This is a genomic window from Streptomyces venezuelae (assembly GCF_008642315.1).
Classification (GTDB): Bacteria; Actinomycetota; Actinomycetes; order Streptomycetales; family Streptomycetaceae; genus Streptomyces; species Streptomyces venezuelae_D.
The window spans coordinates 6464201-6491145 of the sequence record NZ_CP029192.1; the positions used below are offsets into that span (position 1 = coordinate 6464201).

Genomic DNA, 26945 nt, shown 5'->3' on the forward strand with positions numbered 1-26945 from the left:
GAACGGGGGCGTACGCGCTGATGAGACGAGTCTTACAGCCGCGGGGGCCGCAGGACTACAGGCCGAGCTCGACCTCGAACTCGCCGGCCTCCAGGATCGCCTTGACCGCGGTCAGGTAGCGGGCGGCGTCCGCGCCGTCCACCAGACGGTGGTCGTAGGAGAGCGACAGGTACGTCATGTCACGGACGGCGATGGTCTCGCCCAGGTCCGGGTGGTTGATGACGACCGGGCGCTTGACCGTGGCACCGATGCCGAGGATCGCGGCCTGGTTCGGCGGCACGATGACCGTGTCGAACAGGGCGCCGCGCGAACCGGTGTTGGAGATCGTGAAGGTGGCGCCGGACATGTCGTCCGGGGTGAGGCCACCGCCACGGGCCTTGCCGGCCAGCTCCGCGGTCTTCTTCGAGATACCGGCGATGTTCAGGTCGCCCGCACCCTTGATGACCGGGGTCATCAGACCCTTCTCGGCGTCCACGGCGATGCCGATGTTCTCCGAGTCGAAGTACGTGATGGTGCCTTCGTCCTCGTTGATCCGGGCGTTGATGACCGGGTGGGCCTTCAGCGCCTGGGCGGCGGCCTTGACGAAGAACGGCATCGGGGAGAGCTTGACGCCCTCGCGGGCCGCGAAGGAGTCCTTCGCCTTGGCGCGCAGCTTCATCAGCTTGGTGATGTCGACCTCGACGACCGAGGTCAGCTGGGCCTGCGAGTGCAGGGCCTTCATCATGTTGTCGCCGATGACCTTGCGCATGCGGGTCATCTTGACCGTCTGGCCGCGGAGGGGGGAGACCTCCAGGGCCGGAGCCTTCGACGCGGCCGGGGCAGCGGCGGCGGCCGGGGCCGGAGCCGACTTCTTGGCCTCGGCGGCGGCGATGACGTCCTGCTTGCGGATGCGGCCGCCGACACCGGAACCGGTGACCTCGGAGAGGTTCACGCCGTTCTCGTTGGCCAGCTTGCGGACCAGCGGCGTCACGTACGCACCGTCGTCGGCCGGGGAGGCCTGCGCCGGGGCGGCGGGCGCGGCAGGCGCGGGCTTGGCCGGGGCGGCGGGCTGTGCCGGGGCCGGGGCGGCAGCGGCGGGCTGGGCCGGAGCGGCGGGGGCGGCCGGAGCCGGAGCCGGGGCCGCGGGCTGCGCGGGGGCCGGAGCCTCCTGCTTCGGGGCCTCCTCCTTGGCCGGGGCGGCCGGAGCCGGGGCCTCGGCCTGCGCCGGAGCGGCACCGGGCGCACCGATGACGGCGAGCTTGGCGCCGACCTCGGCGGTCTCGTCCTCACCGACGACGATCTCGAGCAGCACGCCCGCGACCGGCGAGGGGATCTCGGTGTCGACCTTGTCCGTCGAGACCTCGAGGAGGGGCTCGTCGGCCGCGACCTCCTCGCCGACCTCCTTCAGCCAGCGGGTGACGGTGCCCTCGGTGACGGACTCGCCGAGCGCGGGCAGGGTGACGTCGGTGCCCTCGGCGGAACCGCCGGACGGGGCGGGGGCGGCGGGCGCCTCGGCCTGGGCCGGGGCCTCCTCCTGCTTCGGGGCCTCCTCCTGCGCGGGGGCGGCCGGGGCCTCCTCCTGCGCCGGGGCGGCCGAGCCGCCCGCGTCGCCGGAGCCGTCGTCGATGACGGCGAGCTCGGCGCCGACCTCGACGGTCTCGTCCTCGGCGACCTTGATGGAGGCCAGGATGCCGGCGGCCGGGGAGGGGATCTCGGTGTCGACCTTGTCGGTCGAGACCTCGAGCAGCGGCTCGTCGGCCTCGACGCGCTCGCCTTCGGCCTTCAGCCAACGGGTGACAGTGCCCTCGGTGACGCTCTCGCCGAGCGCCGGAAGGGATACGGAAACCGCCATGGTTTCTGTTGCTCCTTACGAATTTGCGGAAAGTCTGGTCGTCGCGCCCGTGTGACTGAGGGGTCAGTCGTGGGAGTGCAGCGGCTTGCCCGCCAGGGCCAGGTGGGCCTCGCCGAGCGCCTCGTTCTGGGTCGGGTGGGCGTGGATGAGCTGGGCCACCTCGGCCGGCAGCGCTTCCCAGTTGTAGATCAGCTGGGCTTCGCCGACCTGCTCGCCCATGCGGTCGCCGACCATGTGGACGCCGACCACGGCACCGTCCTTGACCTGGACGAGCTTGATCTCGCCCGCGGTCTTGAGGATCTTGCTCTTGCCGTTGCCCGCGAGGTTGTACTTGAGGGCGACGACCTTGTCCGCGCCGTAGATCTCCTTGGCCTTGGCCTCGGTGATGCCCACGGAGGCGACCTCGGGGTGGCAGTACGTCACCCGGGGCACGCCGTCGTAGTCGACCGGGACCGTCTTGAGACCGGCCAGGCGCTCCGCCACCAGCATGCCCTCGGCGAAGCCGACGTGCGCGAGCTGGAGGGTCGGCACCAGGTCGCCCACGGCCGAGATCGTCGGGACGTTGGTCTGCATGTACTCGTCGACGAGGACGTAGCCACGGTCCATGGCGACGCCCTGCTCCTCGTAACCGAGGCCCTGCGAGACCGGGCCGCGGCCGATGGCGACCAGGAGGACCTCGGCCTCGAAGGTCTTGCCGTCGGCGAGGGTCACGCGGACGCCGTCCTGCGTGTACTCGGCCTTCTCGAAGAAGGTGCCGAGGTTGAACTTGATGCCGCGCTTGCGGAACGCGCGCTCAAGAAGCTTGGAGCTGTTCTCGTCCTCGACGGGCACGAGGTGCTTGAGGCCCTCGATGACCGTGACGTCGGAACCGAAGGACTTCCAGGCCGAGGCGAACTCGACGCCGATGACGCCGCCGCCCAGGATGATCGCGGACTTCGGCACGCGGTCCAGGGTCAGGCCGTGGTCCGAGGAGATGATGCGGTTGCCGTCGATCTCCAGGCCCGGCAGCGACTTCGGCACGGAACCGGTCGCGAGGAGGACGTGGCGGCCCTGGACACGCTGACCGTTCACGTCGACCGAGGTCGGGGAGGAGAGCTTGCCCTCGCCCTCGATGTACGTCACCTTGCGGGAGGCGACAAGACCCTGCAGGCCCTTGTAGAGGCCCGAGATCACGTCGTCCTTGTACTTGTGGACGGCCGCCATGTCGATGCCCTCGAAGGTGGCCTTCACGCCGAACTGGTCGGCCTCGCGCGCCTGGTCGGCGATCTCGCCGGCGTGCAGCAGCGCCTTCGTGGGGATGCAGCCGTTGTGCAGGCAGGTGCCGCCGAGCTTGTTCTTCTCGATCAGTGCGACGTCCAGGCCCAGCTGCGCTCCGCGCAGGGCCGCGGCGTAACCGCCGCTACCGCCGCCGAGAATCACTAGGTCGAAAACGGTGCTGGCGTCGTTCGCCACGTCACGTCCTCCATGCATGTGCGCCGTACGCCGGACCCCTTTTCGCGGGGGACGACCGGTCGGTCGGCTGGTATTCGGCCGCTCTTGTTTCGGCCCTTTGGTGGGGGCCCTGTCCTGCCGAGAACCCATCTTCGCACTTGTCGGCGGGAGACGGGACGCCGGGCCAGGCTGTGAGACGTCGGATCGACCGTCTTCAGGGCCATCTCTTGCGTACGAACGTACGGATTTCGTTCAGGGCGAAACCCGGGGAAGGCCGAGGGCCCCGGACACCGACAGGGTCCGGGGCCCTCGGCACGTACGCGATCAGCCCAGGTCGCCCGAGGCGGTGTGCTCGGCGAGCCGGACCAGGGTGCGGACCGCGGAGCCGGTGCCGCCCTTGGGGGTGTAGCCGAAGGGGGCGCCCTCGTGGAAGGCGGGGCCCGCGATGTCGAGGTGGGCCCAGGTGATGCCCTCGCCGACGAACTCCTTCAGGAAGAGACCGGCGACCAGGCCGCCGCCCATGCGCTCGCCCATGTTGGCGATGTCGGCGGTGGGGGAGTCCATGCCCTTGCGCAGATCGGAGGGGAGCGGCATCGGCCAGGACGGCTCGCCGACCTCCTCGGCGATCTCGTGGATCGAGGTGCGGAAGGCGTCGTCGTTGGCCATGATGCCGAAGGTGCGGTTGCCCAGCGCCATCATCATGGCGCCGGTCAGGGTCGCCACGTCGACGATCGCGTCCGGCTGGTCCTCGGAGGCCTTGGCGATGGCGTCGGCCAGGACCAGACGGCCCTCGGCGTCGGTGTTGAGGACCTCGACGGTCTTGCCGCTGTACATCCGCAGGACGTCGCCGGGGCGGGTCGCGGAGCCGGACGGCATGTTCTCGGCGAGCGCCAGCCAGCCGGTGACGTTCACTTCGAGGCCCAGGCGCGCGGCGGCCACGACGGCGGCGAAGACCGCGGCGGCACCGGCCATGTCGCACTTCATGGTCTCGTTGTGACCGGCGGGCTTCAGCGAGATGCCGCCCGAGTCGTACGTGATGCCCTTGCCGACGAAGGCGAGGTGCTTCTTGGCCTTGGAGCTCGTGTACGAGAGCTTCACCAGGCGCGGCGGGGCCTCCGAGCCGGCGCCGACGCCGAGGATGCCGCCGAAGCCGCCCTTGGTGAGGGCCTTCTCGTCGAGGACCTGCACCTTGATGCCGTGCTCCTTGGCCGCGGCCTGGGCGACGGCGGCGAAGGCCTCCGGGTTGAGGTCGTTCGGCGGGGTGTTCACCAGGTCGCGGGCGCGGTTCAGCTCCTCGGCGACGGCGACGGCGCGCTCGACGGCGGCCTTGTACGCCTTGTCGCGGGGCTTGCCGCCGAGCAGGGCGACCTCGGCGAGCGGCGCCTTGGCGTCCTTGCCGTTCTTCTTCGCGGCCTTGGTGTCGGCCATGCCCTTGTACGCGTCGAAGGCGTAGGCGCCGAGCAGGGCGCCCTCGGCCAGCGCGCCGGCGTCCTCGGCGGCCTCGACGGGCAGCGCGAACGCGGCCTTCTTCGAGCCGGTGAGGGCGCGCGCGGCGACACCGGCGGCGCGGCGCAGGGCGTCCGTGCCGTACGTCTCGTCCTTCTCCGGGACCTCGCCGAGACCGACCGCGACGACGACCGGGGCCTTGAAGCCGGACGGCGCGGGAAGCTTCGTCACCTCACCCTCGCCGCCCGAGGCGCCGAGGGTCTCCAGGACGGACGCGAGCTTGCCGTCGTACGCCTTGTCCACGGCCTCGGCGCCGGGGGCGACGACCAGGCCACCCTTGGATCCAGCGCCCTTCGCGACACCGACGACGATCGCGTCGGCACGCAGGCCGGTCGCGGCGGCGGTGCTGAGAGTCAGAGCAGTCACGGTGGTGAGGTCCTCTTTCAGTGAGTTTCGTCGGGCTGTGGGGTGGTGAGCCCGTCGCGAGCCTACGCCCGTGAGCGCTGCGGTGCGCCTCACTGTGCGTGTTCGGCGCGGTGTCGGCGCAGGGCGGAGCGGTGTCAGCCCAGCGCGAGCACGACCAGGGCGCCGGTCGCCGCGGTCTCCGCGAGGCCCCCGAAGACGTCTCCGGTGACCCCGCCGAACCGCCGTACGCAGTGCCGGAGCAGCAACTCCCCGGCGCCGAGCGCGAGAACGACGGCGGCCGCGCCCCGCACGGCACCGGCCGCCCCGAAGAGCAGGCCGCCGGCCGCCGCGGCCGCCACCACGAGGACGGCGATCCCTGCCGCGCGGGCGCGCGGGACCACTCCCGCGACGGCGGCGCCGAGTCCTTCGGGGCGGGCCGGGGGCACGCCGTCGCGGGCGGCCAGGGTCAGGGCGAGGCGGGCCGCGGTCGCGGAGACGACGGCGGCGAAGGCGCCGCGGGCCCACGACGTCTCGTACAGCTGGAAGAGCACGGCGACCTGCGCGAGCAGCACGAAGAGCAGGGTGAGCACGCCGAAGGGCCCGATGTCGGACTGCTTCATGATGCGCAGCGCGTCGTCGGCGGGCTTGGCGCTGCCGAGGCCGTCGGCGGTGTCGGCGAGACCGTCGAGGTGCAGGCCGCGGGTGAGGGCGGCGGGAACCGCGGCGGTCGCGACGGCGGCGAGGAGGGGTCCCGCGCCGAGGACCGTCAGGACGCCGCCGACGCCCGCCGCGCAGAGGCCGACGACCAGTCCGGCGAGGGGCGCGCACTGCATGCCGGAGCGGGCGGCTCCGCGGTCCCAGCGGGTGACGCGGACGGGCAGCGCGGTGAGGGTGCCGAAGGCGAAACGCATGCCGTCGGCGGGGGAGGTTCTGGACACCGCGGAAGGCTACCCCGCGGGAACGTTCCGGCCTGCGGATCACTCTTCGGGGACGGAGGATGGGCGCATGAACGTCTGGCGGGCCGCATGAGCGACTGGTGGTACCGGAACATCGTCGAGCCGGGGAAGCTGCCGCTGCTGCTCGCGCTGCTCTCCTTCGTCGGGTCGTTCCTGGTCACCCGGACCATCACGCGGCTGATCAGGGCGGGCAAGGGGCCGTTCAGGAACATCAGCACGGGGGACGTGCACATCCACCACGTCGTGCCGGGCATCTTCCTCATGCTGGTCGGCGGGTTCTGGGCGGTGGCCGCGGGGCGGCACGGCGTGGGGCCGCTGTACGCCGCCGTCATCTTCGGGATCGGCGCCGGGCTCGTGCTCGACGAGTTCGCGCTGATCCTCCACCTCGACGACGTGTACTGGAGCGAGCAGGGCCGCAAGAGCGTGGAGGTCGTGATGCTCACGGCCGCCCTGGTGGTGCTCGTGCTCACCGGCTTCACACCGTTCGGGGTGAACGACCTGACGCCGATGGAGCGGCACAACAGGGCGCTGTTCGCGCTGAACGTCGGCATCAACTGCGCGTTCTCCCTGGTCGCGCTCCTCAAGGGCAAGCTGCGCACCGCCCTGATCGGCATGGTGGTCCCGCTGGTCGCGCTCGTCGGCGCGATCCGGCTCGCCAGGCCGGGGTCTGCGTGGTCGCGGCGGTTCTACCGCAACCGGCACCGGGCACGCGCGCGTGCCGGGCTGCGGGCCTTCCGGCACGACCGCCGCTGGTCGGGGCCGCGCCGCAAACTTCAGGACTGGATCGGCGGCTTCACACCGGGGCCTTCACCCGGCTCGTCGTCGGGCTCCTCGCCCTCCGGACCCGACCGGCCGGACCGGGTGTCACCGCCCCGGTGACGCAGCCCCGAGAGCGCGCACAGCACGATCACGGCGGCGATGGCGGCCAAGTGCTCCTTGCCCGCGAGGTTGTCCTTGAACAGCACCTCGACGACCATCAGGACGGTGACCAGGACGGCGGTGAAGTACGCGCGGTAGCGCCAGCACACGAAGACGGCGAGGCCCACGACGGCGGCCGACGGGCCGGTGTCGACGACCTGCGCGTCGGACGCCGGGAGCCCGAGCGGGTTGTCCGGGCCCCACTCGATGCCCACGCGCGCGTAGAGCGTCCCGGCGAGGGTGGCCACGTACGCGATGAGGAGCGTGCGCCACCGGCCCAGACAGATCTCCGCGATTCCGAAGACGAGCAGGATCTGCACCAGCGCGCCCCACACCGGCAGGTCGAGTGCGGGGACGAAGAGGGACAGCGGGGTGCGGAGCAGGGAGAGCCAGAGCGGGTCCTCCGCGCGCACGCAGCCGATGTTCTGGACGAACCGGTAGCCCCAGGACTGGTTCTGCACGTACTGGAAGAGCGCGGTGAGGCAGACCGAGGCCAGCGTCATGGGCACGGCCCGCCAGCGTCGGGCGGCGAGCGCCCCGCGCACGGTGGAGAAGAGCGGCCCCCACTCGGCGCGGGCGTGGCGGGCCAGGGTGCTCATCGTCTCGACTCCAGATGTTTGCGGTGCAGCCACTTCGGCAGGCCCGGCGCCTCCAGGAAGCCCTCCGCGCGACCGGAGGCCACGCCGATGCGCAGCAGGTCGATGCTCTTCTCGAAGAGAAGGAAGCGGGGTTCCCAGATCGGCCGGTACTTGGCGTTGGCGCGGTAGAGGGACTCGATCTGCCACCACCGGGAGAAGAAGCTGAGCAGCGACCGCCACAGGCGAAGGACCGGGCCCGCGCCGAGCCGCGAGCCACGTTCGAAGACCGACCTGAACATCGCGAAGTTGAGCGACACCTGCGTGATCTTGATCTCGGGGGCGCGCTGCAGGAGTTCGATGACCATGAACTCCATCAGGCCGTTCTCCGCGTCGCGGTCACGCCGCATCAGGTCGAGGGAGAGGCCGTGCGGCCCCCACGGGACGAAGGAGAGCAGCGCACGCAACACGCCGTCGCCGTCCGTGCATTCGAGCATCACGCAGCGGCCGTCCGCCGGGTCGCCGAGACGGCCGAGGGCCATGGAGAAGCCGCGCTCGGTGGCGCCGTCGCGCCAGTCGTCGGCGCGCTCCAGGAGGGCCGCCATCTCGTCGGCGGGGATGTCCTCGTGGCGGCGGATGCGGACCGTGTAACCGGCGCGCTTGACGCGGTTGTACGCCTGCCGGACGGTGCGCATGGCCCGCCCGTCCAGCGTGAACTCCGCGATCTCCACGATGGCTTCGTCACCCAGTTCGAGGGCGTCCAGGCCGTGCCGGGCGTAGATCGTGCCCGCCTCCTCGCTCGCGCCCATCACGGCGGGGATCCAGCCGTGTTCGCGGGCCTCGGCCAGCCAGGGCTCGATCGCGCCGGGCCAGGCCTCGGGGTCGCCGATGGGGTCGCCGGAGGCCAGGGAGACACCGCCGACGACGCGGTAGGCGACGGCTGCCTTGCCGGTGGGGGACCACACGACGCTCTTCTCGCGGCGCAGCGAGAAGTAGCCGAGGGAGTCGCGGTCGCCGTGCCGGTCGAGCAGCGCGCGCAGCCTCTCCTCGTCGTCCTCGGTGAGCGGGTCGACGGCCCGGCGGGAGCGGAACGCGGCGTACAGCACGGCGCAGAGCAGCAGCGCGCTCAGGATGTTGATGGCGACGTTGACCCAGCCGGGCGTGGTGATGCCCTCGAAGCGCTTGTCGTCGGCGGCCAGCGAGACCAGGCGCATGGTGCCGTAGCGCCAGCGGTCCAGGAACGTCGAGCGGTAGTCGTCGTGGGCGGTGTTGGTGACGGTGACGAGCAGTGCGGCGATGAGTGAGGTCACCAGGAGCCCGCCGGCCGCGACGGCCGAGGCCAGCTTCGGGTTGGAGCGGTCGCCCTTGGCGTAGAACTCGCGGCGGCCGACGACGAGCGCGGCGACGAAGGCGGCGGTCAGGATCAGGGAGATCCAGTTCTGCGCGTACGCGCGGATCTCCGGGAAGACCATCGCGAAGGCGAAGAGCAGCAGGAAGAGTCCGCTGAGCACGAGGTTGAGGATCCACGCGGCGCGCTTGCGGCGCCGCATGGTGATCGCCAGGAACAGCGTGAACGCGCCCGACGCGAAGCCGGCGGTCAGCAGGTACGGCGTGAAGTAGTTCGCCGTGTTGTGCTGACGCACGTCCTGCCCGAGGGACACCCAGACCGCGCTCAGGAAGTTGATGAACGTGACGGCCCGGAGGTACCAGACGGCGAACCCCGCGGCGCGGCGCTCTATGACGGTGCGTGATTTCTGTCGCCCGGCGACGACCTGATCATCTCCCATGAAAAGGGATCATATGGGCCGCAGGTCATTGGAGATGGTCCGGCGGGATCTGTCCGGTTCGCTCCCGCCGGACGATGCGGTCGTCGACTAGCCCTCCGCGGGCGCCTGTGCGGCCTCCGCGGCCTGTGCCGTCTCCGGCTTCCGCTCCGGCAGCTCCGCCGCCAGCGCGGCCGCGGCCTGCACCAGCGGCAGCGCGAGCAGCGCGCCCGCGCCCTCGCCGACCTTCACACCGTGCGAGAGCAGCGGTTCGAGCGCCATCCGGTCGAGCGCCTTGGTCTGCGCCGGCTCCCCGCTGTCGTGCCCCGCCAGCCACCAGTCCGGCGCCCGGAAGGCGACCCGCTGGGCCACCAGTGCGGCCGCCGACGCGACGACACCGTCCAGGATCACCGGCGTACGCCGCACCGCGCACTGCAGCAGGAAGCCCGTCATCGCCGCGACGTCGGCGCCGCCCACCGCGGCGAGCAGCTCGAGCTGGTCGCCGAGCACGGGCCTGGCCCGCCGCAGCGCGTCCCGTACGACCGCGCACTTGCGCATCCACGCCAGGTCGTCGATGGGTTCGCCGCCCCGCCCGGTCACCACCGACGCGTCGGTCCCGCACAACGCGGCGACCAGCGTCGCGGCGGGCGTCGTGCCGCCCACGCTCACATCGCCGAGGACGACCAGATCGGTGCCCGAGTCCGCCTCCTCGTCGGCCACGGCCATGCCCGCGCGCAGCGCCCGCTCCGCCTCCTCGGCGGTCAGCGCGTCCTCGACGTCGATGCGGCCGGAGCCGCGCCGCACCCGGTGGCCCGCCACCTCGGCGGGCAGCTCCTCCGGGTCGCAGTCCAAGGCCATGTCGACGACGCGGACCGGCACCTCGAGGCGGCGCGCGAGGACGGCCGCCGGGGTCTCGCCGGCCAGCACGGAACGTACGAGCGCGGCGGCGCTCCCCGCGGGCCGCGCCGAGACACCCACCTCGGACACGCCGTGGTCACCCGCGAAGAGGACCACGCGCGGCCGCTCGACCGGCCGCACCGGCACCGAGGACTGGGCCGCCGCGAGCCACTCGCCGAGTTCGTCGAGGCGGCCCAGCGAGCCGGGTGGCACGGACTGCCGCTCCCGGCGTTCCTCGGCGTCGCGGCGGACCCCGCCGTCGGGCCGCTCGATCAGGTCGGTGAAGTCGTCGAGATTCAGCGAGCTCATTCGCCGAACAGTACCGGGAGCGGCACGGATGTCGCTCGAACGGCCCTGCGAACCACGTCGGGCAGGGCATCCCCGCATGACGGCACCAGATATGCGGAATGGTCCATTCGTTCCTGTTTGTCCCGGCTTCCTCCAGGAGTGCGACCATGACCACGGATGCCGTCGCCCAGCGAGTCGCCGCCCGGCGCTCCGGCTACCTCGCCGAACTCGCCCAGGGCACCGAGCGGTTCCACGAGCCCCGCCGCGCCGACTGCCCCTGGTGCGGCTCCGCGCGCCTGCGGGCACGGCTGCGCACCGCCGACCTGGTCCAGCACAAGCCGGGCAGCTTCCGGCTCGACCGGTGCGACGACTGCGGCCACTCCTTCCAGAACCCCCGCCTCACCCCCGAAGGCCTCGCCTTCTACCGCAGGGACGCCCGCGAGGGACCCGCGCTGCCCCGCCTCTCCGGTGCCCGCGTCCGCGCCCGCGCCCGCGGCAGGGCCCGCGCGCTCGGCGCCCTCGACGAGCCCGAGTGCTGGCTGGACGTCGGCACCGGCGCGGCGCACTTCCCGGCGCTGGCCAGGCAGGTCCTGCCGTACACCTCCTTCGACGGCCTCGACGCGGGCACCGGCGTCCTGGAAGGCCTGCGGCGCGGCCGCATCGAGGAGGGCCACCGCGGCTCCCTCACCACGCTCGCCGCCCCCCTCGCCGGCCGCTACGACGCGATGAGCATGTTCCACACCCTCCAGCACGCCCCCGACCCGCGCGCGGAGCTCAGGGCCGCCCGCACCGTGCTGCGCCCCGGCGGCCACCTCATGATCGAGGCCCCCGACCCCCAGTGCCGCTACGCCCGGCTGCTCGGCAAGTGGTGGGCGTCGTACGGCCAGCCACGGCACCTGCACCTCATGCCGCTCGCCAACCTCCGCACGGAGCTGGAGAACCTCGGCTTCACGGTCGTCGGCGTCGAACGCCGCGCCCCGCACGTCCCGCTCGACCTGGCCTCGGCCGTCGCGCTGTTCGTCAACCGCCGCATCCCTGGACCCGACGTCCCGTGGCGCGCCAGGCCCACGTCCCCGCTCCGGCTCCGCCTGCGGCAAGCCGCCTGGTGGGCGACCGCGCCGCTGCTGGCCATCGCCCGCGCCCTCGACACGCTCCTGAGCCCCCTGCTCACCCGCACCGGCTTCTCCAACACCTACCGGGTCATCGCACGCAGGGGCGCCTGACGGGCGCAGCGGAGATCAGCCCCGCAGCGCCAGCGCCTGCCCCGCCACCACGAGCAGCACGTGTTCGCACTCGGCGGCGAACAGGGTGTTCAGGCGGCCCAGTTCGTCGCGGTAGCGGCGGCCGGACGCGGTCGCCGGGACGATCCCGGAGCCGACCTCGTTCGACACGGCGACCACCGTGCGCCGGGTCGCCCGCACCGCGTCGGCGAGTTCGACGACCCGCCGCCGAAGCTCCCGCTCCCCGCCACCGGCCCACTCGTCGTCGTCCCACGCCTTCACCTCGTCCATGACGTGCGTCAGCCACAGCGACAGACAGTCGACGAGCAGCGGGGGCCCGTCATCGGCGAGCAGCGGGACGAGGTCGCAGGTCTCCGTCGTACGCCAGGAACCGGGGCGGCGCTCGCGGTGCACGCTCACCCGCCGCGCCCACTCGGTGTCGCCGTTCCTGGTCCCGCCGGTCGCCACGTACAGCACCTCGGGGAAGGCCTCCAGGCGCCGCTCCGCCTCCACCGACTTGCCCGAACGCGCGCCGCCGAGTACCAGCGTCCGGCGCGGTACGTCCGGCACGTCCTCGTAGGCGCCGATCACGAGCGTCGACCCGTCCGGCACGGCACGCGCCCCCGCGGCGGCCAGCCGGCGCGTCAGCTCGGGCCCCGGCGGCGCCTCGTGGCCGATGTGCACGGCGATCACGTCGGTGGTGGGCCCGACGGCTCCGGTGGCCCGCAGCCGGGCAAGACCGTCCGGGCGCCCCAGCACATCGGCGACGACCATCTCGTACGGGGACCGCCCACCGTGTCCGTGCGCGCCGCCGTTCCCCTCGCCGAGCCCGGCGGGCGCCCCGCCCGGCGGCAGGTACAGCAGCCGCTCGCCGTCGGGCCCCGTCACCTCGTAACCGGAACCCGGCGCGTCCAGCGCCACCGTGCGCACCCGGTGCCCGGTGAGCAGCGCCAGCTCCCGCCCGTCGGCGACCCGCCCCGGCTGCGGCAGCCCCGCGGGCACCTCGACGGCGGGCCCGTCGTGCGGATGGGAGAGGAGCACCTGGCGCACCCCGCCGAGCGAATGCCCGGCACGGGCGGCCGCGAAGGCGGCGCCCGGGGTGAGGTCGAGCAGCAGGACGCCGTCCACGAGGAGCGCGGTGGCGGCGCGCGCCGCGGGACCGAGCGCGGTCGCGCACGCCGCGCAGGGGCAGTCGGGGAGCGGCAGTCCGCCGGGGGCGCCGGTGCCGAGCAGAGTCAGTTCCACACGAAGATCCTCCCGCGTCGCGTCAGGCACCGCGCGCCCGGCTAGGCTCAAACGGATTCAGGGCGGTTCACACACCGCCACGGAACCTTCGGGAGGCTGACATGGCGGCATGGACGTGGCGGTTCGAGAAGGCGGACGGGACGGAGGTCCAGCCCGCGGTGCAGCCCGAGGAGTTCACCACTCAGGGCGACGCCGAGTCCTGGGTCGGTGAGTACTGGAAGGCGTTGGCCGAGGGTGGCGCCGACCAGGTGACCCTCTTCGAGGACGCGCGGGAGATCTACGGGCCGATGAGCCTGCACATGGAGGGCGTGGAGGAGTCCGAGGACGCCTCGGCCTGACGGGCGCGCGCACGACGGGAGGCGGCGGCCGGGCCACGGCCGCCGCCTCCCGCATGTGTGCGTACGGGCCTCGCCTGTGTGCGTGCGGCCCTCGCCTGTGTGCGTACGGCCCCCGCTAGATCTCCCCGAGGGTGACGTCGGCCGTCTTCTCGGCCCCGTCCCGCACGTACGTGACCTTCGCCTTCTGGCCCGGCTTGTCCGAGGCGAGCGCTTCGGAGAGCGAGTCGATGGTGGTGATCTCGTCGTCGCCGAGCCGGGTGATGATGTCCCCGGCCGCCAGGCCCGCCTTCGCCGCGGCGCCGCCCCCTGGCGCCTCGACGACGGCCACGCCCGCGGGCCGGTAGTCGTCGCCGAGGACCGTGCGGCCCGTGATGCCGAGCGCCGCCCGGCCCGAGTCGGTGACCTCGCCGTTCTCGACGATCTGGTCGGCGACGGTCTTCACCATCGACGACGGGATCGCGAACCCGATGCCGGGCGCGGCGCTGTCACCCATCTGCGGATCGCTCGCGGCGAGCGTGGGGATGCCGATGACCTTCCCGTCGAGGTCGACGAGCGCGCCGCCGCTGTTGCCGGGGTTGATCGCGGCGGAGGTCTGCACCATGTTGGCGATCGTGGCGCCGGTCCCGCCGCCCGAGCGGCCCTCGCTGACGGTGCGCCCGGTCGCCGACACGATGCCCTGCGTGACGCTGGACGACAGGCCGAGCGGGGAGCCCATGGCCAGCACGATCTGCCCGACCTCGGCCTTGGCGGAGTCGCCGAACTCCGCGGCCTTCAGCCCGTCCGGCACGTCGCTCAGCTTGATGACGGCCAGGTCCTGCTCCGGGTAGGAGGCGACCAGATCGGCGGTGAGCACCTGCTCGCCGGTCGCCGTCGTCACCTTGAAGCGCTTCTCCTTGCCCACGACGTGGGCGTTGGTGACGATGTGCCCCTTGTCGTCGTAGACGACCCCGGACCCCAGGCCTTCGGAGGCGTCGATCTGGACGACGGACGGCAGAACGTCCTTGATCACCTTCTGGTAGTCGTCCTGCAGATCGCTCGCGGCGGCCGGTGCGGCCTGCGTGGTGGACCTGCCGGAGTCGCCGGAACCGGCGGAGGAACAGCCGCTGACGAGGGCGAGGGCGGCGACGCACGCCACGGAGGCGGCAGGGATACGGGAGGCAGTCATGCCCCGAGTGTCGGATTTGTCGTCCCGGGGCGCCCTGAATTAGGGGGCCGAACAGGCGTCGGCCCTCAGCCCCCCTCTACATGCCCGCAGCCCCCCCCCGGACTGCCGCAGCCCCTCGACCTGCTTGCAGCTCCTCGACCCGCTAGTCCCGCACTCCGCACAGATGCAGCAGCGCGGCCACCCGCCGGTACGGATCGGTCCGCCCCGCCCGTTCCTCCGCGGTGAGCAGCGCCTCGAACTCCCACTCCGGAGGGAGCGCCGCCCCGTCGGCCACGGTGTCCGTGAACACCCGCACGCCGTACCAGGCCTGCAGCGGCGCCGCGATCCCCGCCAGCGCGGAGGTCAGCGCGTCGAGCCGGTCCGCGCGGGCGTCGATCCCGAGCCGGTTGCGGTACGTCACGGAGTCGAAGGCGGCGAGCGCCCCCGACCAGTCCCCGGCCAGCCCCGGCCGCATGGCCAGCGCCTCCGCGTTGCGCACGAGCAGCGAGAGCAGCCCGCCGGGCGCCAGCATCCGGGCGAGCCCGGCGAGGAGCGCGTCGGGCTCCTCCACGTACATCAGTACGCCGTGGCAGAGCACGACGTCGAAGCTGCCGGGCAGGAAGTGCACCCCGGTCTGGTGCCCGTCGCCCTCGACGATGCGCACCCGCCCCTGGATGCCCTCGGGCTCGTCGGCGAGCGCCGCGCGGGCCGCGGCGATCATGGCGGAGTCCTGCTCGACGCCCGTCACCTTGTGACCGGCACGGGCGAGCCGCAGCGCCTGCGTGCCCTGGCCCATGCCGACGTCGAGCACGCGGAGCCGCTGCCCCACGGGGAAACGCCCGATTATCTGCTCGTCGAGCTGGCGCGCCACCAGCTCCTGGCGAACGGCGTTGCGCAGGCCGCCCAGCTTCTCCAGCCAGGCCCCGGCCCCGCCGGTGAATCCGCTCAGGGCCGCTCTCCGCGCTTGACCTGCGGCTTCGGCAGACGCAGCCGACGCATCTGGAGCGTACGCATCAGGCCGTAGGCCACGGCGCCCTTCTTGTTCTCGTTCGGGAAGCGCTCGTTCAGGCGCTTCTTCAGACGGAACCCGGTGGCGACGGAGTCGACGATGATCAGGACGATCACGAAGAGCCAGGCCAGCAGCGCGACATTCTGCAGCTGCGGCACCTGGACGACGCTCAGGACGAGAATGAGCACCGCGAGGGGCAGAAAGAACTCGGCGACGCAGAAGCGCGAGTCGACGAAGTCGCGCGCGAACTTGCGCACGGGACCCTTGTCGCGGGCGGGCAGGAACCGCTCGTCGCCGCTCGCCATCGCCTCGCGCTGCTTCGCCATCTGCGTGCGGCGCTCGTCGCGCTGCCGCTTGGCGGCCTCCTTGCGCGTCGTCGGCGTGTTGGTCACGCTGCGGCGCTGGGACTGGGCCATGGCGCGCTTGGGGGTGGGGCGGCCCTTGGGGGCCTGCGGGTCACGGGGCTGGTTGGAGTCGGTCACCGGCGCCTGAACAGCCGGGGCCTTCTCTTCCTTGGATCGGCTACGGAACACAAAATCCAAGGGTACGGGGTGCGGGGACATGGACGTCAGCCCGGAGGGGAACGATCCGGCAACGCCGGGCGTCTTGATTACGTGCCCAATGGGACGTACCAGGCGGTATGAGCCGGGTTCGGCGTCTGCCGCTCGCTCTTTCGGGGCCGGCTCACAGGGGTGCACCTACTCCTTACGCCGGAGCGGTGCGGGACGCAGTCGTCCTTGGGGATGAGCGCATCCGCACGCGAACAGTGCGGTAATGGATGCAGGGCCCGTACTGTGGGTTCTGAGCAGTACCTGGAGCTGGAAGTCCGTCAGAAGGGGGCGCGCGAAGCCCATGAGCGGTGTCATGAAGCGTATGGGGATGATCTTCCGCGCGAAGGCGAACAAGGCCCTGGACCGGGCCGAGGACCCGCGCGAGACCCTCGATTACTCGTACCAGAAACAGCTGGAGCTGCTGCAGAAGGTGCGCCGCGGCGTCGCCGACGTGGCGACGTCCCGCAAGCGCCTCGAACTGCAGCTGACCCAGCTCCAGAAGCAGTCCTCGACCCTTGAGGACCAGGGCCGCAAGGCGCTGGCGCTCGGCCGCGAGGACCTGGCCCGCGAGGCCCTGTCCCGCCGTGCGGCGCTCCAGCAGCAGGTGACGGACCTGGAGACGCAGCACCAGACCCTCCAGGGCGAGGAGGAGAAGCTCACCCTCGCGGCGCAGCGGCTTCAGGCCAAGGTCGACGCCTTCCGCACGAAGAAGGAGACGATCAAGGCCACGTACACCGCGGCGCAGGCGCAGACCCGCATCGGCGAGGCCTTCTCGGGCATCTCCGAGGAGATGGGCGACGTCGGCATGGCCATCCAGCGCGCCGAGGACAAGACCGCGCAGCTCCAGGCGCGGGCCGGCGCGATCGACGAACTGCTCGCCTCCGGGGCCCTCGACGACTCCTCCGGACTGGCCAAGGACGACATCCAGTCCGAGCTGGACCGGCTCTCCGGTGGTACAGATGTAGAGCTGGAGCTGCAGCGCATGAAGGCGGAACTCGCCGGAGGCTCCGGCGGCGGGCAGCAGGCGATCGAGGGCGGCCAGGGCCAGTCCCAGCCGCACTCCCAGCAGCCCCAGGACACCCCGCGCTTCGACAAGCAGTAGCCCTACGCACGTCCTGAGGAGGACGACATGATCGTACGGATCATGGGGGAGGGGCAGGTGAAGCTGGCGGACAGCCACTTCGCCGAACTGAACAAGCTGGACGACGAGCTGCTCGAGGAGATGGAGAGCGGCGACGAGCCCGGCTTCCGCCGCACGCTCCACGCCCTCCTGGACAAGGTCCGGGAACTGGGCACGCCCCTCCCGGACGACGCCCTGGAACCCTCCGAACTCATCCTCCCGTCCCCGGACGCGACGATCGCGGAGGTCCGCGACATGCTGACGGACGACGGCTTGATCCCGGGCTGACCGCGCGTAGGGGAGAGCGCCCCGTAAGGGGCGCAGCCCAGGGGCGCGGGGCTGTGCCATCTGCGGCTCCGCCGCGCGGGCGCGACCAGCCCCCCCACAAACCCGCGCGGGCGGGCGTAGTTAGGGGCGCGGGGAACTGCGCGACCAGCCCCCACGGACCCGCAGCCTGAGGGCGCAGCCCAGGGGCGCGAGGAACGGCGCGCTCAGCCCCCACCGCCCCGCGGACAACGCACAACCGCAACAACCCCAATCCGGCCAAGGCCCCCGGCCAGCCCCCGTAACGTTGGGGGGTGACCACTCTCGTACGAGGCCGCGGCTGGGCCAGAACGCACCCCCTCGCCGTGGACGCCGCGCTCGCCACCGCCGTCCTCGTCTGCATGGTCGTCGGCTCGTTCGCCGAGCCGAACGGGGAGCACGGCCCCACCTGGGGCACCCGCACCCCCGACGCCCCCAGCCTCGTCCTGATGGTGCTCGGCGCGCTCGCCCTCGTCTTCCGCCGCCGCACCCCCTGGTGCGTGCTCGCCGCGACCTGCGCCGCCGCCATCGTCGAGCTGCTCACCGGCCAGCCCCGCGCCCCCGTCGTGATGTGCGCGGTCATCGCGCTGTTCACCGTCGCCGCCCGCACGGACCGCTCCACGACCTGGCGGATCGGCCTGGTCACGATGACGGGCCTGACCGGCGTCGCGATGCTCTCGGGCGGCCCCCTGCCCTGGTACGCGCAGGAAAACCTCGGCATCTTCGCCTGGACCGGCATGGCGGCCGCCGCGGGTGACGCCGTGCGCAGCCGCCGCGCCTTCGTCGACGCCATAAGAGAGCGCGCCGAGCGTGCGGAACGTACGAGGGAGGAAGAGGCCCGGCGCCGCGTCGCCGAGGAACGGCTGCGGATCGCCCGCGACCTGCACGACGTGGTCGCCCACCACATCGCCCTGGTCAACGTGCAGGCAGGCGTGGCCGCGCACGTCATGGACCGACGGCCCGACCAGGCCAAGGAAGCCCTCGCGCACGTACGGGACGCCAGCCGCTCCGCGCTCAACGAACTCCGCGCCACCGTCGGCCTGTTGCGGCAGACCGGCGACCCGGAGGCGCCCACCGAGCCGGCCCCCGGCCTGCACCGCCTCGACGAACTCGTCGACACGTTCCGCAACGCGGGCCTGCCCGTGGAGGTCGCTCTCGGCCAGGTCGGCCTGGACCTCGCGGCCGCCGTCGACCTCGCCGCGTTCCGGATCATCCAGGAGGCCCTGACCAATGTGCAGAAGCACGCGGGGCAGGACGCCAAGGCCGAGGTGAGCGTCGTCCGCGTCGGCCCGAACGTCGAGGTCACCGTCATCGACGACGGTCCGGGCCCCGGCAAGGGCGACGCGCCCAACACCGACGGCGGCGGCCACGGCCTGCTCGGCATGCGCGAACGCGTCACCGCGCTCGGCGGCAGCTGCTCCGCGGGGCCCCGCTACGGAGGCGGCTTCCGCGTCCATGCGATCCTGCCCGTCACCACGGCAAAGGGAGGGACCGCGTGACGATCCGGGTACTGCTCGCCGACGACCAGGCGCTGCTGCGCAGCGCGTTCAAGGTGCTCGTCGACTCCGAGTCCGACATGGAGGTGGTCGGTGAGGCGTCCGACGGGGCGGAGGCGGTCGAACTCGCCAAGTCGGAGCGGGCCGATGTGGTCCTGATGGACATCCGGATGCCCGGCACCGACGGTCTCGCCGCCACCCGCATGATCAGCGCGGATCCCTCCCTGGCCCACGTCCGCGTGGTGATGCTGACGACCTTCGAGGTCGACGAGTACGTGGTGCAGTCGCTGCGCGCGGGCGCATCCGGATTCCTCGGCAAGGGAGCGGAGCCGGACGAACTGCTCGGCGCCATCCGCGTCGCGGCGGCCGGCGAGGCGCTGCTGTCGCCCGTCGCCACCAAGGGGCTCATCGCCAAGTTCCTCGCGCAGGGCGAGGGGCAGGACGGCGACGGGTCCGCGCGCGGCGAGCGGCTCGGCGCGCTCACCGGACGCGAGCGCGAGGTCCTCGTACAGGTCGCGGGCGGCCACTCGAACGACGAGATCGCCGAGCGTCTCGAGGTCAGCCCGCTCACCGTGAAGACGCACGTGAACCGGGCGATGGCGAAGCTCGGCGCACGCGACCGCGCTCAACTGGTCGTCATTGCGTACGAATCGGGCCTGGTGCGTCCAAGGGTGGAGTGACGCGTGGGGCGGCGTACTGCGAGCGCAGTATGCGTGGCATACGAAATGGTCCTCTGAGCGGGGCGTCACGTACCGGCCGTGGCTGAGAGTGTGAGGGCGGGCGAAGCTTGCCGCAGGCACCCACTTTCCGGGCCCCGGCCGTGGCCGTCACCACGGCCCTGTCCGGCTGCCGGGCTGCCCTGCTGTCCCGTCCGGCCTCGCCCGCCTCCCCCCGCCGCGCACGCCACAGAGAGAGACCCTCATGTCCTGGCTGTCCAGGTTCAGCCTTGCCCAACGGGCACTCATAGGGCTGATGTCGATCATCGCGATCGTCTTCGGTGCCATCGCGATACCGCAGCTCAAGCAGCAGCTGCTGCCCTCCATCGAACTGCCCATGGTGTCCGTGCTCGCCCCTTACCAGGGCGCGTCTCCCGACGTGGTCGAGAAGCAGGTCGTCGAGCCGCTCGAGAACACCATCGACGCGGTCGACGGCATCACCGGCATCACCTCCACGGCGAGCGAGGGCAACGCCGTGATCATGGCCTCGTTCGACTACGGCAGCGGCTCCAAGCAGCTCGTCGCCGACGTCCAGCAGGCTGTGAACCGCGCCCGCGCCGAACTCCCCGACGCCGTCGACCCGCAGGTCGTCGCGGGCTCCACCGACGACATCCCCACCGTCGTCCTCTCCGTCACCTCCGGCAAGGACCAGCAGGCCCTCGCCGACCAGCTGGACCGCACCGTCGTGCCCTCCCTCAAGGACATCGACGGCGTCGGCCAGGTCACCGTCGACGGCGTGCGCGACCTCCAGGTCGACGTCACCCCCGACGACCGGAAGCTGGCGAAGGCGGGGCTGACGCCCGCCGCGCTCGGCAAGGCGCTCCAGGCGGGCGGCGCCACACTGCCCGCCGGCTCCTTCGACGAGGGCGGCAAGAACCGGACCGTGCAGGTCGGCGGCGGCTACACATCGCTGCGGCAGATCAAGGACCTGCGGGTCACGCCCGAGGCCGCGCCCGGTGAGCGGGCCGGCAAGCCGGTGCGCCTCGGCGACGTCGCCACGGTCGAGCAGAAGCCGTCCACCGCGACGTCCATCACCCGTACCGACGGCGAGCCGAGCCTCGCGGTCGCCGTCACCATGGACCACGACGGCAGTGCCGTCGCCATCTCCGACGCGGTCAAGGACAAGCTGCCCGACCTGCGCGAGGACCTCGGCTCCGGCGCGACCCTGACGGTCGCGAGCGACCAGGGCCCGGCCGTCGCCAAGTCCATCGAGGGCCTCACCACGGAGGGCGCGCTCGGCCTGGTCTTCGCGGTCGTCGTCATCCTGGTCTTCCTGGCGTCGATCCGCTCGACGCTGGTCACCGCGGTCTCCATCCCGCTCTCGGTCGTCCTCGCCCTGATCGTCCTGTGGACCCGCGACCTCTCCCTCAACATGCTCACGCTCGGCGCGCTGACCATCGCGATCGGCCGCGTCGTCGACGACTCGATCGTGGTCCTGGAGAACATCAAGCGCCACCTCGGCTACGGCGAGGAGCGCGAGGAGGCGATCCTCAAGGCCGTCCGCGAGGTGGCGGGCGCGGTCACGTCCTCCACCCTCACCACGGTCGCCGTGTTCCTCCCCATCGGCCTGGTCGGCGGCATGGTGGGCGAGCTCTTCGGCGCGTTCTCGCTGACGGTCACGGCGGCGCTCCTCGCCTCCCTGCTCGTCTCGCTGACGGTCGTGCCGGTCCTCTCGTACTGGTTCCTGCGCGCCCCGAAGGCCGTCCAGGGCGTCGACCCGGAGGAGGCCCGCCGCAAGGCCGAGGAGAAGGAGAGCCGCAGCAGGCTCCAGCGGATGTACGTCCCCGTCCTGCGCTTCGCGACGCGCCGCCGCCTCACCAGTCTCGGCATCGCGCTGGTGATCCTGGTCGGCACGTTCGGCATGGCGCCGCTCCTGAAGACGAACTTCTTCGACCAGGGCGAGCAGGAAGTCCTCTCCATCAAGCAGGAGTTGAAGCCCGGCACGAGCCTTTCGGCGTCGGACGCCGCGGCGAAGAAGGTCGAGAAGATGCTCTCCGGCATCGACGAGATCAAGGACTACCAGGTCACGGTCGGCTCCTCCGGCTTCATGGCGGCGTTCGGCGGCGGCACGGACACGAACCAGGCGTCGTACACGCTGACGCTCAAGGACAAGTCCTCGTACGACAAGACGCAGGACCTCGTCGAGAAGGAGCTCGGCAAGCTCTCCGGGATCGGCAGGACCAAGGTCTCCGCGGGTGACGGCTTCGGCAGCCAGGACCTGAGCGTCGTGGTGAAGGCCGCCGACGCGAAGGTGCTGCGCGAGGCGTCCGACGCCGTGCGGGACGAGGTCGCGAAGCTCGACGACGTCACCGACGTCCAGAGCGACCTGGCGCAGAGCGTCCCGCGCATCTCGGTCAAGGGCACCGCCAAGGCGGCCGCGGCCGGGTTCGACGAGACGACCCTCGGCCAGGCCGTCGCCCAGGCGGTGCGCGGCACCACCAGCGGCAAGGCGATCCTCGACGACACCGAGCGCGACGTCGTGATCAAGTCGGCGAAGCCGGCGAAGACCCTCGACGAGCTGAAGAAGCTGACGCTGCGCCCCGGGGTGCGGCTCGGCGACATCGCCGACGTCCGACTGGTCGACGGCCCGGTCTCGATGACCCGCATCGACGGCGCCCGCGCGGCGACGATCACGGCGAAGCCGACCGGCGACAACACGGGCGCGGTCAGCGCAGACCTCACCAAGAAGCTCGACGCGCTGAAGCTCCCCGACGGCGCGACGGCCTCGATCGGCGGCGTCTCCGAGGACCAGGACGAGGCGTTCGCCAAGCTCGGCCTCGCGATGCTGGCGGCCGTGGCGATCGTCTTCATGCTCCTGGTCGCGACGTTCCGCTCGCTGGTCCAGCCGCTGATCCTGCTGGTCTCCATCCCGTTCGCCGCGACCGGCGCGATCGGCCTGCTGGTCGCCACGGACACGCCGATGGGCGTCCCGGCGATGATCGGCATGCTGATGCTCATCGGCATCGTGGTCACGAACGCGATCGTGCTGATCGACCTCATCAACCAGTACCGGGCGCAGGGCCACGGCACGGTCGAGGCGGTCATCGAGGGCGGCCGCCACCGGCTCCGCCCGATCCTGATGACGGCCCTGGCGACGATCTTCGCCCTGCTCCCGATGGCCCTGGGCATCACGGGCGAGGGCGGCTTCATCGCCCAGCCGCTCGCGGTGGTGGTCATCGGCGGCCTGATCACCTCGACCCTGCTCACCCTCCTCCTGGTCCCGACGCTGTACGCGATGGTGGAACTCCGCAAGGACCGCAGGCGCGCGAAGCGCGAGGCGAAGGCGCAGGCGACGTAACCCCCGCCCCAAGGGGGCAGTCGTAAGGGGCACCCGCAATGGCGGGTGCCCCTTACGACAACGTTAGGACAGGGCTACGGAAGCGCCAGCATCCGTTCCAGGGCCAGCTTCGCGAACTGTTCGGTCTCCCGGTCCACCTCGATCCGGTTGACGAGCTTGCCGTCCGCGAGGGACTCCAGGGTCCAGACCAGGTGCGGCAGGTCGATCCGGTTCATGGTCGAGCAGAAGCAGACCGTCTTGTCGAGGAAGACGATCTCCTTGTCCTCAGCGGCGAAACGGTTCGCCAGTCGCCGGACGAGGTTCAGCTCGGTGCCGATCGCCCACTTGGAGCCGGCGGGCGCCGCCTCCAGGGTCTGGATGATGTGCTCCGTGGAGCCCACGTAGTCCGCCGCGGCGACGACCTCGTGCTTGCACTCCGGGTGCACCAGCACGTTCACGCCGGGGATGCGCGCGCGGACGTCCTCGACGCTCTCCAGCGAGAAGCGACCGTGCACCGAGCAGTGCCCGCGCCACAGGATCATCTTCGCGTCGCGCAGCTGCTCGGCGGTCAGGCCGCCGTTCGGCTTGTGCGGGTTGTAGACGACGCAGTCGTCGAGCGAGAGGCCCATGTCGCGCACCGCGGTGTTGCGGCCCAGGTGCTGGTCGGGCAGGAACAGGATCTTCTCGCCCTGCTCGAACGCCCACTCCAGCGCGCGCTTGGCGTTGGACGACGTACAGATCGTGCCGCCGTGCTTGCCCGTGAACGCCTTGATGTCGGCCGAGGAGTTCATGTACGAGACGGGCACGACCTGCTCGGCGATCCCGGCCTCGGTCAGCACGTCCCAGCACTCGGCGACCTGCTCGGCGGTGGCCATGTCGGCCATCGAGCAGCCCGCGGCCAGGTCGGGCAGCACGACCTTCTGGTCGTCCGTCGTCAGGATGTCCGCGGACTCGGCCATGAAGTGCACACCGCAGAAGACGATGTACTCGGCGTCCGGCCGCGCGGCCGCGTCACGCGCCAGCTTGAAGGAGTCGCCGGTGACGTCCGCGAACTGGATGACCTCGTCGCGCTGGTAGTGGTGGCCCAGCACGAAGACCTTGTCCCCGAGCCTCTCCTTGGCGGCGCGGGCGCGCTCCACCAGGTCCGGGTCGGAGGGGGACGGCAGATCGCCGGGGCACTCCACGCCGCGCTCGCTCCTGGGGTCGGCCTCGCGGCCGAGGAGGAGCAGGGCGAGGGGCGAGGGCTGTACATCGAGGGTCACGCTGTCCGCGGGGGACTGGGCGGTGGTCACAACACGCACCCTTTCTGACTCTGCAGACGATCCTTTTCGTCTAATTGACATTATCTATCATAACCGCTTCGTGTCAGTTTGACGATGGCCATAGTGTCGATGTGACGCATTCGCTGTCCGGCGGCCCGCTGTTCCCCGCCGCGCCATGTGCGAGCATGAAGGGGTAAGACGTAAGCGCTCGGCCCGGAATGAATCCGCGGCCCCGCCGGTTGCAACCGTCGGCAAGCAGTCTCCGTACAACCCGGGAGAGAAGCAGATGTCCGTATCGGACGAGACCACCACCGTGAGCGACGGCATCCTCCTGTCGGACGCCGCCGCGGCCAAGGTGAAGGGCCTGCTGGAGCAGGAGGGCCGGGACGACCTGGCGCTGCGCGTCGCCGTTCAGCCCGGCGGCTGCTCGGGCCTGCGCTACCAGCTGTTCTTCGACGAGCGTTCGCTCGACGGCGACGTCGTCAAGGACTTCGACGGCGTGAAGGTCGTCACGGACCGCATGAGCGCTCCCTACCTGGGCGGCGCCTCCATCGACTTCGTGGACACCATCGAGAAGCAGGGCTTCACGATCGACAACCCCAACGCCACGGGCTCCTGCGCCTGCGGCGACTCCTTCAGCTGAGGCTGCGAGGCACCCACGTCGAAGGCGGCGGCCCCCTGAGTTTCCAGGGGGCCGCCGCCTTCGTGCGTACCGCGTACCTCGCTGCGCTACTTCCGCCGGACCGTGTCGCCCGCGGCGTCCACGACCTTGCGCTCGCCCAGCGGCTTGTCCAGAGTGACCTTCTTCTTGAGGTCCTTGGCGACCATGATGCAGACGTCGCCCTTCTTGCCGGTCTCGGTGACCGAGACCTTCACGCGGTCGCCGTCCTCCTTCGCGGACGCCGAGTACTCACTGCAGGCGCTGCCCCAGAAGTGCACGGTCAGCGACTTCCCGTCGGCGGTGTAGGACGTCAGGCGCGTCTTGTCCGTGCCGTGGCCCTGGTCGCTGCCGTCGCCCTCGCCGCCCGGCTTCTCCGTGGGCGTCGGGGTGCCCGGCGTGCTCGGCGACGTCAGGTACTCGGGCGCGACCGCCGGGTGCGTCACCGTGAACGTGTCCTGCGCGCCCCGCGGCTTCACGTCGAACAGCCAGGACGGCACGAGGGTCTGCTTGCCGTCCACGAAGTGCGTCGCGAGACCGAACGTGGCGCCGCTGACGGCGACCGGCTGCGGCTTCGGCGCCTCGGACGACGGCTCGCAGGGGGCCTGCTTCGCGCCGCTGCCGCCCTCGTTCTTCGTCGCGTCGTCGGCGTGCGGCACCGGAGTCGCGCAGCCGCCGATGCCGACGCGGCCGTCGCCGCCCGACGCGTTCAGCCGGTCCAGGGTCTCCTGGGCGCCGATGACGGGGTACTTCGCCCCCTTCTCCGGCGCCTTCAACTGGCCGCTGCCGCCGACCACTTCGCCGTCGGCGCCGACCTGGATGCCGGTCGACCAGCCGTACGTGGGCAGGCCGTCCACCTTCGGGTCGGCGTTCACCACCCGTACGGCACCCATCAGCTGGCTCGCGTCGAGCTTCGCGTCGTCCTGGCCGAGGGCCTTCAGGACCGGCGCCGCGGCATCCTTGGCCGCCCGCTCGCCGACCGCGTCGCCCGTCTCGCCGCCCGGCGCGACGGAGGACTTGGAACAGGGCTTGCCGCGGGAGCAGTTGTCGGTGCCGCCCGTGCCGTGCCCGGCGTAGGTCCAGGTGCCGGGGGCCTGCTTGTTCACCTGCAGCGAGGGCCCGGAACCGTCGTTGGAGTGGCCGACCTTCCAGGTGCCGTCCTGCGACGTCGGCGTGCCGTCCACGCCCAGCGCCTTCGCGAGCTTGCCCACCTCGGCCGCGGTGACCTCGCCGCGTGCGTGGTAGACCGCCGCGGACTCGGGACCCTCGGGCAGCTCGGTGGTCGCCCGGTACCGCGCGCCGTTCGGGTCGGGCTCGCCGGGCGCGATGCCGTTGGAGTCGCCGGTGCCGCCGGTGCCGCTCTTGCCGTCGCCCTGCCGGTCGGCGGCCGGATAGCCGCCCAGGGCGAGGGGCGGCGGGTTGGCGCCGTCCCCCGCGGGTGCTCCGTCGCCGCCGCCGTTGCCGCCACCGCCGGACGCGGACGCCGCGAAGTACGCCCCGCCGCCGCCGACCAGCAGCACGGTGGCCGCGACCGAGGCGACGGCCAGGCGGGACCGGCGCCGCTTCGGCTCGGACGCCTCTTGATCGGATCGCTCGGTGCTCACCGCATCGCTCCTTCGACTGACTGCTGTCCCGGACATCCCACAGGTGACTGCCACCGGTGGGCTTCGTCGTATCCCAGTTCCCCTTTGCGGGGGACGGCGATGGGACGCAGTAGGGGAGCGCACGGTTCCCTTCGGCGCGCGCCGGGGCCCTGCGATCAGTCTCCCTCAGTCTCCGTACTCCGACATTTCGCCGATCAGACGGGCGGACGAGGGCGGGACGGTGATGCCGTGGATCAGCGAGGGCGGCACGGGGGCGGCCGCGGCCGCGGCGGGCACCGCCCAGTGCGGCACCATGCGGGCGCAGTCGCCCCGCAGCGACTCCAAGCTCTCGCTGGGCTCCGACTTGTGCGCGGCTCGACGCTTCAGGACGACATCCTTCGGGATAACGGTCATAACGGCACCGTAGGCATCAGGACGCGCACGAAAAAAGCCCTACTATCGGGTAGTTTTGGCACTTCAGGCGGGGTGCCTCGACCCGGTAGCGTGAACTGT

General features: G+C 71.8%; 23 protein-coding genes. 9 read left to right on the top strand and 14 right to left on the bottom strand.

Going from position 1 to position 26945, the window contains the following annotated elements; all coding sequences use genetic code 11:
• Positions 1-55 precede the first annotated feature (55 nt).
• From sucB to DEJ48_RS28385, 4 genes are all read right to left on the bottom strand, one after another.
• Positions 56-1831, bottom strand: a complete 1776-nt coding sequence (sucB, locus tag DEJ48_RS28370; RefSeq protein WP_150219057.1) for a 2-oxoglutarate dehydrogenase, E2 component, dihydrolipoamide succinyltransferase — start codon at positions 1829-1831, stop codon at positions 56-58.
• Positions 1832-1894: 63 nt separating this feature from the next.
• On the bottom strand, positions 1895-3283 hold the full coding sequence (lpdA, locus tag DEJ48_RS28375) for a dihydrolipoyl dehydrogenase (protein ID WP_055567433.1): 1389 nt from the start codon (positions 3281-3283) through the stop codon (positions 1895-1897).
• A gap of 303 nt (positions 3284-3586) precedes the next feature.
• On the bottom strand, positions 3587-5134 hold the full coding sequence (locus DEJ48_RS28380; protein WP_150219058.1) for a leucyl aminopeptidase: 1548 nt from the start codon (positions 5132-5134) through the stop codon (positions 3587-3589).
• 134 nt (positions 5135-5268) lie between these two features.
• A complete protein-coding gene (locus tag DEJ48_RS28385) occupies positions 5269-6024 on the bottom strand; it encodes an adenosylcobinamide-GDP ribazoletransferase (RefSeq protein WP_150221455.1) in 756 nt (251 codons plus the stop codon).
• A gap of 114 nt (positions 6025-6138) precedes the next feature.
• On the opposite strand from DEJ48_RS28385, the gene DEJ48_RS28390 reads away from it, so the two are divergent.
• Complete coding sequence (locus tag DEJ48_RS28390; protein WP_223832237.1) at positions 6139-6948, top strand: hypothetical protein; 810 nt, start codon at positions 6139-6141, stop codon at positions 6946-6948.
• On the opposite strand, the gene DEJ48_RS39855 is transcribed toward DEJ48_RS28390, so the two are convergent.
• The 3 genes from DEJ48_RS39855 to cobT all read right to left on the bottom strand — a co-directional run bounded on the left by DEJ48_RS39855 (position 6843) and on the right by cobT (position 10531).
• Positions 6843-7586 (bottom strand): hypothetical protein, encoded by a 744-nt coding sequence (locus DEJ48_RS39855; protein ID WP_190537644.1) that lies wholly within the window; start codon positions 7584-7586, stop codon positions 6843-6845. The genes DEJ48_RS28390 and DEJ48_RS39855 overlap by 106 nt on opposite strands.
• Positions 7583-9349 (bottom strand): phosphatidylglycerol lysyltransferase domain-containing protein, encoded by a 1767-nt coding sequence (locus tag DEJ48_RS28400; RefSeq protein WP_150219059.1) that lies wholly within the window; start codon positions 9347-9349, stop codon positions 7583-7585. The genes DEJ48_RS39855 and DEJ48_RS28400 overlap by 4 nt, the downstream gene beginning before the upstream one ends.
• Positions 9350-9436: 87 nt before the next feature.
• Positions 9437-10531: a nicotinate-nucleotide--dimethylbenzimidazole phosphoribosyltransferase gene (gene cobT, locus DEJ48_RS28405; protein WP_150219060.1), complete on the bottom strand. Its 1095-nt coding sequence runs from the start codon at positions 10529-10531 to the stop codon at positions 9437-9439.
• A gap of 146 nt (positions 10532-10677) precedes the next feature.
• Here cobT and DEJ48_RS28410 point away from each other — a divergent pair, with 146 nt between their 5' ends.
• Positions 10678-11733: a class I SAM-dependent methyltransferase gene (locus tag DEJ48_RS28410; protein ID WP_150219061.1), complete on the top strand. Its 1056-nt coding sequence runs from the start codon at positions 10678-10680 to the stop codon at positions 11731-11733.
• Between the two features lie 15 nt (positions 11734-11748).
• On the opposite strand, the gene DEJ48_RS28415 is transcribed toward DEJ48_RS28410, so the two are convergent.
• Positions 11749-12975: a bifunctional adenosylcobinamide kinase/adenosylcobinamide-phosphate guanylyltransferase gene (locus DEJ48_RS28415; RefSeq protein ID WP_150219062.1), complete on the bottom strand. Its 1227-nt coding sequence runs from the start codon at positions 12973-12975 to the stop codon at positions 11749-11751.
• Positions 12976-13076: 101 nt separating this feature from the next.
• On the opposite strand from DEJ48_RS28415, the gene DEJ48_RS28420 reads away from it, so the two are divergent.
• Positions 13077-13313 carry a hypothetical protein gene (locus tag DEJ48_RS28420; protein WP_150219063.1) on the top strand — a complete coding sequence of 79 codons (237 nt, stop codon included), beginning with the start codon at positions 13077-13079 and terminating at the stop codon, positions 13311-13313.
• Positions 13314-13428: 115 nt separating this feature from the next.
• Here the strand turns inward: DEJ48_RS28420 and DEJ48_RS28425 are convergent, their stop codons facing one another.
• From DEJ48_RS28425 to DEJ48_RS28435, 3 genes are all read right to left on the bottom strand, one after another.
• The gene (locus DEJ48_RS28425) at positions 13429-14478 is read right to left on the bottom strand and encodes a S1C family serine protease (protein ID WP_150219064.1); all 1050 of its coding nucleotides are present in this window, start codon (positions 14476-14478) and stop codon (positions 13429-13431) included.
• Positions 14479-14620: 142 nt separating this feature from the next.
• Positions 14621-15328 carry a class I SAM-dependent methyltransferase gene (locus DEJ48_RS28430; RefSeq protein ID WP_150219065.1) on the bottom strand — a complete coding sequence of 236 codons (708 nt, stop codon included), beginning with the start codon at positions 15326-15328 and terminating at the stop codon, positions 14621-14623.
• A gap of 74 nt (positions 15329-15402) precedes the next feature.
• Positions 15403-16029: a DUF3043 domain-containing protein gene (locus tag DEJ48_RS28435; RefSeq protein WP_150219066.1), complete on the bottom strand. Its 627-nt coding sequence runs from the start codon at positions 16027-16029 to the stop codon at positions 15403-15405.
• Between the two features lie 289 nt (positions 16030-16318).
• On the opposite strand from DEJ48_RS28435, the gene DEJ48_RS28440 reads away from it, so the two are divergent.
• From DEJ48_RS28440 to DEJ48_RS28460, 5 genes are all read left to right on the top strand, one after another.
• The gene (locus DEJ48_RS28440; protein ID WP_150219067.1) at positions 16319-17119 is read left to right on the top strand and encodes a PspA/IM30 family protein; all 801 of its coding nucleotides are present in this window, start codon (positions 16319-16321) and stop codon (positions 17117-17119) included.
• A gap of 27 nt (positions 17120-17146) precedes the next feature.
• Complete coding sequence (gene pspAA, locus DEJ48_RS28445) at positions 17147-17425, top strand: PspA-associated protein PspAA (protein ID WP_150219068.1); 279 nt, start codon at positions 17147-17149, stop codon at positions 17423-17425.
• Positions 17426-17715: 290 nt separating this feature from the next.
• Complete coding sequence (locus DEJ48_RS28450; protein WP_150219069.1) at positions 17716-18939, top strand: sensor histidine kinase; 1224 nt, start codon at positions 17716-17718, stop codon at positions 18937-18939.
• Positions 18936-19616, top strand: a complete 681-nt coding sequence (locus tag DEJ48_RS28455) for a response regulator (protein ID WP_150219070.1) — start codon at positions 18936-18938, stop codon at positions 19614-19616. Before DEJ48_RS28450 ends, DEJ48_RS28455 begins: the two co-directional genes overlap by 4 nt.
• Before the next feature lie 241 nt (positions 19617-19857).
• Positions 19858-22950 (top strand): efflux RND transporter permease subunit, encoded by a 3093-nt coding sequence (locus tag DEJ48_RS28460; RefSeq protein WP_150219071.1) that lies wholly within the window; start codon positions 19858-19860, stop codon positions 22948-22950.
• A gap of 74 nt (positions 22951-23024) precedes the next feature.
• On the opposite strand, the gene nadA is transcribed toward DEJ48_RS28460, so the two are convergent.
• A complete protein-coding gene (nadA, locus tag DEJ48_RS28465; protein WP_411757492.1) occupies positions 23025-24230 on the bottom strand; it encodes a quinolinate synthase NadA in 1206 nt (401 codons plus the stop codon).
• 247 nt (positions 24231-24477) lie between these two features.
• Between nadA and DEJ48_RS28475 the strand changes: the two genes are divergently transcribed.
• Positions 24478-24834: a HesB/IscA family protein gene (locus DEJ48_RS28475; protein WP_030933606.1), complete on the top strand. Its 357-nt coding sequence runs from the start codon at positions 24478-24480 to the stop codon at positions 24832-24834.
• An 86-nt stretch (positions 24835-24920) separates the two neighbouring features.
• Here DEJ48_RS28475 and DEJ48_RS28480 read toward each other — a convergent pair whose 3' ends face one another.
• Together DEJ48_RS28480 and DEJ48_RS28485 are read right to left on the bottom strand one after the other, a co-directional pair.
• Positions 24921-26453 (bottom strand): hypothetical protein, encoded by a 1533-nt coding sequence (locus DEJ48_RS28480; RefSeq protein WP_150219073.1) that lies wholly within the window; start codon positions 26451-26453, stop codon positions 24921-24923.
• A gap of 165 nt (positions 26454-26618) precedes the next feature.
• Positions 26619-26846 carry a hypothetical protein gene (locus DEJ48_RS28485; RefSeq protein ID WP_223832238.1) on the bottom strand — a complete coding sequence of 76 codons (228 nt, stop codon included), beginning with the start codon at positions 26844-26846 and terminating at the stop codon, positions 26619-26621.
• Between the last annotated feature and the right edge of the window lie 99 nt (positions 26847-26945).

Excerpts from the sequence above, each read along its gene's own strand:
- DEJ48_RS39855 (WP_190537644.1), bottom strand. The coding sequence starts at position 7,586 with ATGAGCACCCTGGCCCGCCACGCCCGCGCCGAGTGGGGGCCGCTCTTC.
- DEJ48_RS28460 (WP_150219071.1), top strand. The coding sequence starts at position 19,858 with ATGTCCTGGCTGTCCAGGTTCAGCCTTGCCCAACGGGCACTCATAGGG.
- DEJ48_RS28400 (WP_150219059.1), bottom strand. The coding sequence starts at position 9,349 with ATGGGAGATGATCAGGTCGTCGCCGGGCGACAGAAATCACGCACCGTC.
- DEJ48_RS28485 (WP_223832238.1), bottom strand. The coding sequence starts at position 26,846 with ATGACCGTTATCCCGAAGGATGTCGTCCTGAAGCGTCGAGCCGCGCAC.
- DEJ48_RS28475 (WP_030933606.1), top strand. The coding sequence starts at position 24,478 with ATGTCCGTATCGGACGAGACCACCACCGTGAGCGACGGCATCCTCCTG.
- cobT (WP_150219060.1), bottom strand. The coding sequence starts at position 10,531 with ATGAGCTCGCTGAATCTCGACGACTTCACCGACCTGATCGAGCGGCCC.
- DEJ48_RS28390 (WP_223832237.1), top strand. The coding sequence starts at position 6,139 with ATGAGCGACTGGTGGTACCGGAACATCGTCGAGCCGGGGAAGCTGCCG.
- sucB (WP_150219057.1), bottom strand. The coding sequence starts at position 1,831 with ATGGCGGTTTCCGTATCCCTTCCGGCGCTCGGCGAGAGCGTCACCGAG.
- DEJ48_RS28385 (WP_150221455.1), bottom strand. The coding sequence starts at position 6,024 with ATGCGTTTCGCCTTCGGCACCCTCACCGCGCTGCCCGTCCGCGTCACC.
- DEJ48_RS28425 (WP_150219064.1), bottom strand. The coding sequence starts at position 14,478 with ATGACTGCCTCCCGTATCCCTGCCGCCTCCGTGGCGTGCGTCGCCGCC.
- DEJ48_RS28435 (WP_150219066.1), bottom strand. The coding sequence starts at position 16,029 with ATGTCCCCGCACCCCGTACCCTTGGATTTTGTGTTCCGTAGCCGATCC.
- pspAA (WP_150219068.1), top strand. The coding sequence starts at position 17,147 with ATGATCGTACGGATCATGGGGGAGGGGCAGGTGAAGCTGGCGGACAGC.
- DEJ48_RS28440 (WP_150219067.1), top strand. The coding sequence starts at position 16,319 with ATGAGCGGTGTCATGAAGCGTATGGGGATGATCTTCCGCGCGAAGGCG.
- DEJ48_RS28410 (WP_150219061.1), top strand. The coding sequence starts at position 10,678 with ATGACCACGGATGCCGTCGCCCAGCGAGTCGCCGCCCGGCGCTCCGGC.
- DEJ48_RS28420 (WP_150219063.1), top strand. The coding sequence starts at position 13,077 with ATGGCGGCATGGACGTGGCGGTTCGAGAAGGCGGACGGGACGGAGGTC.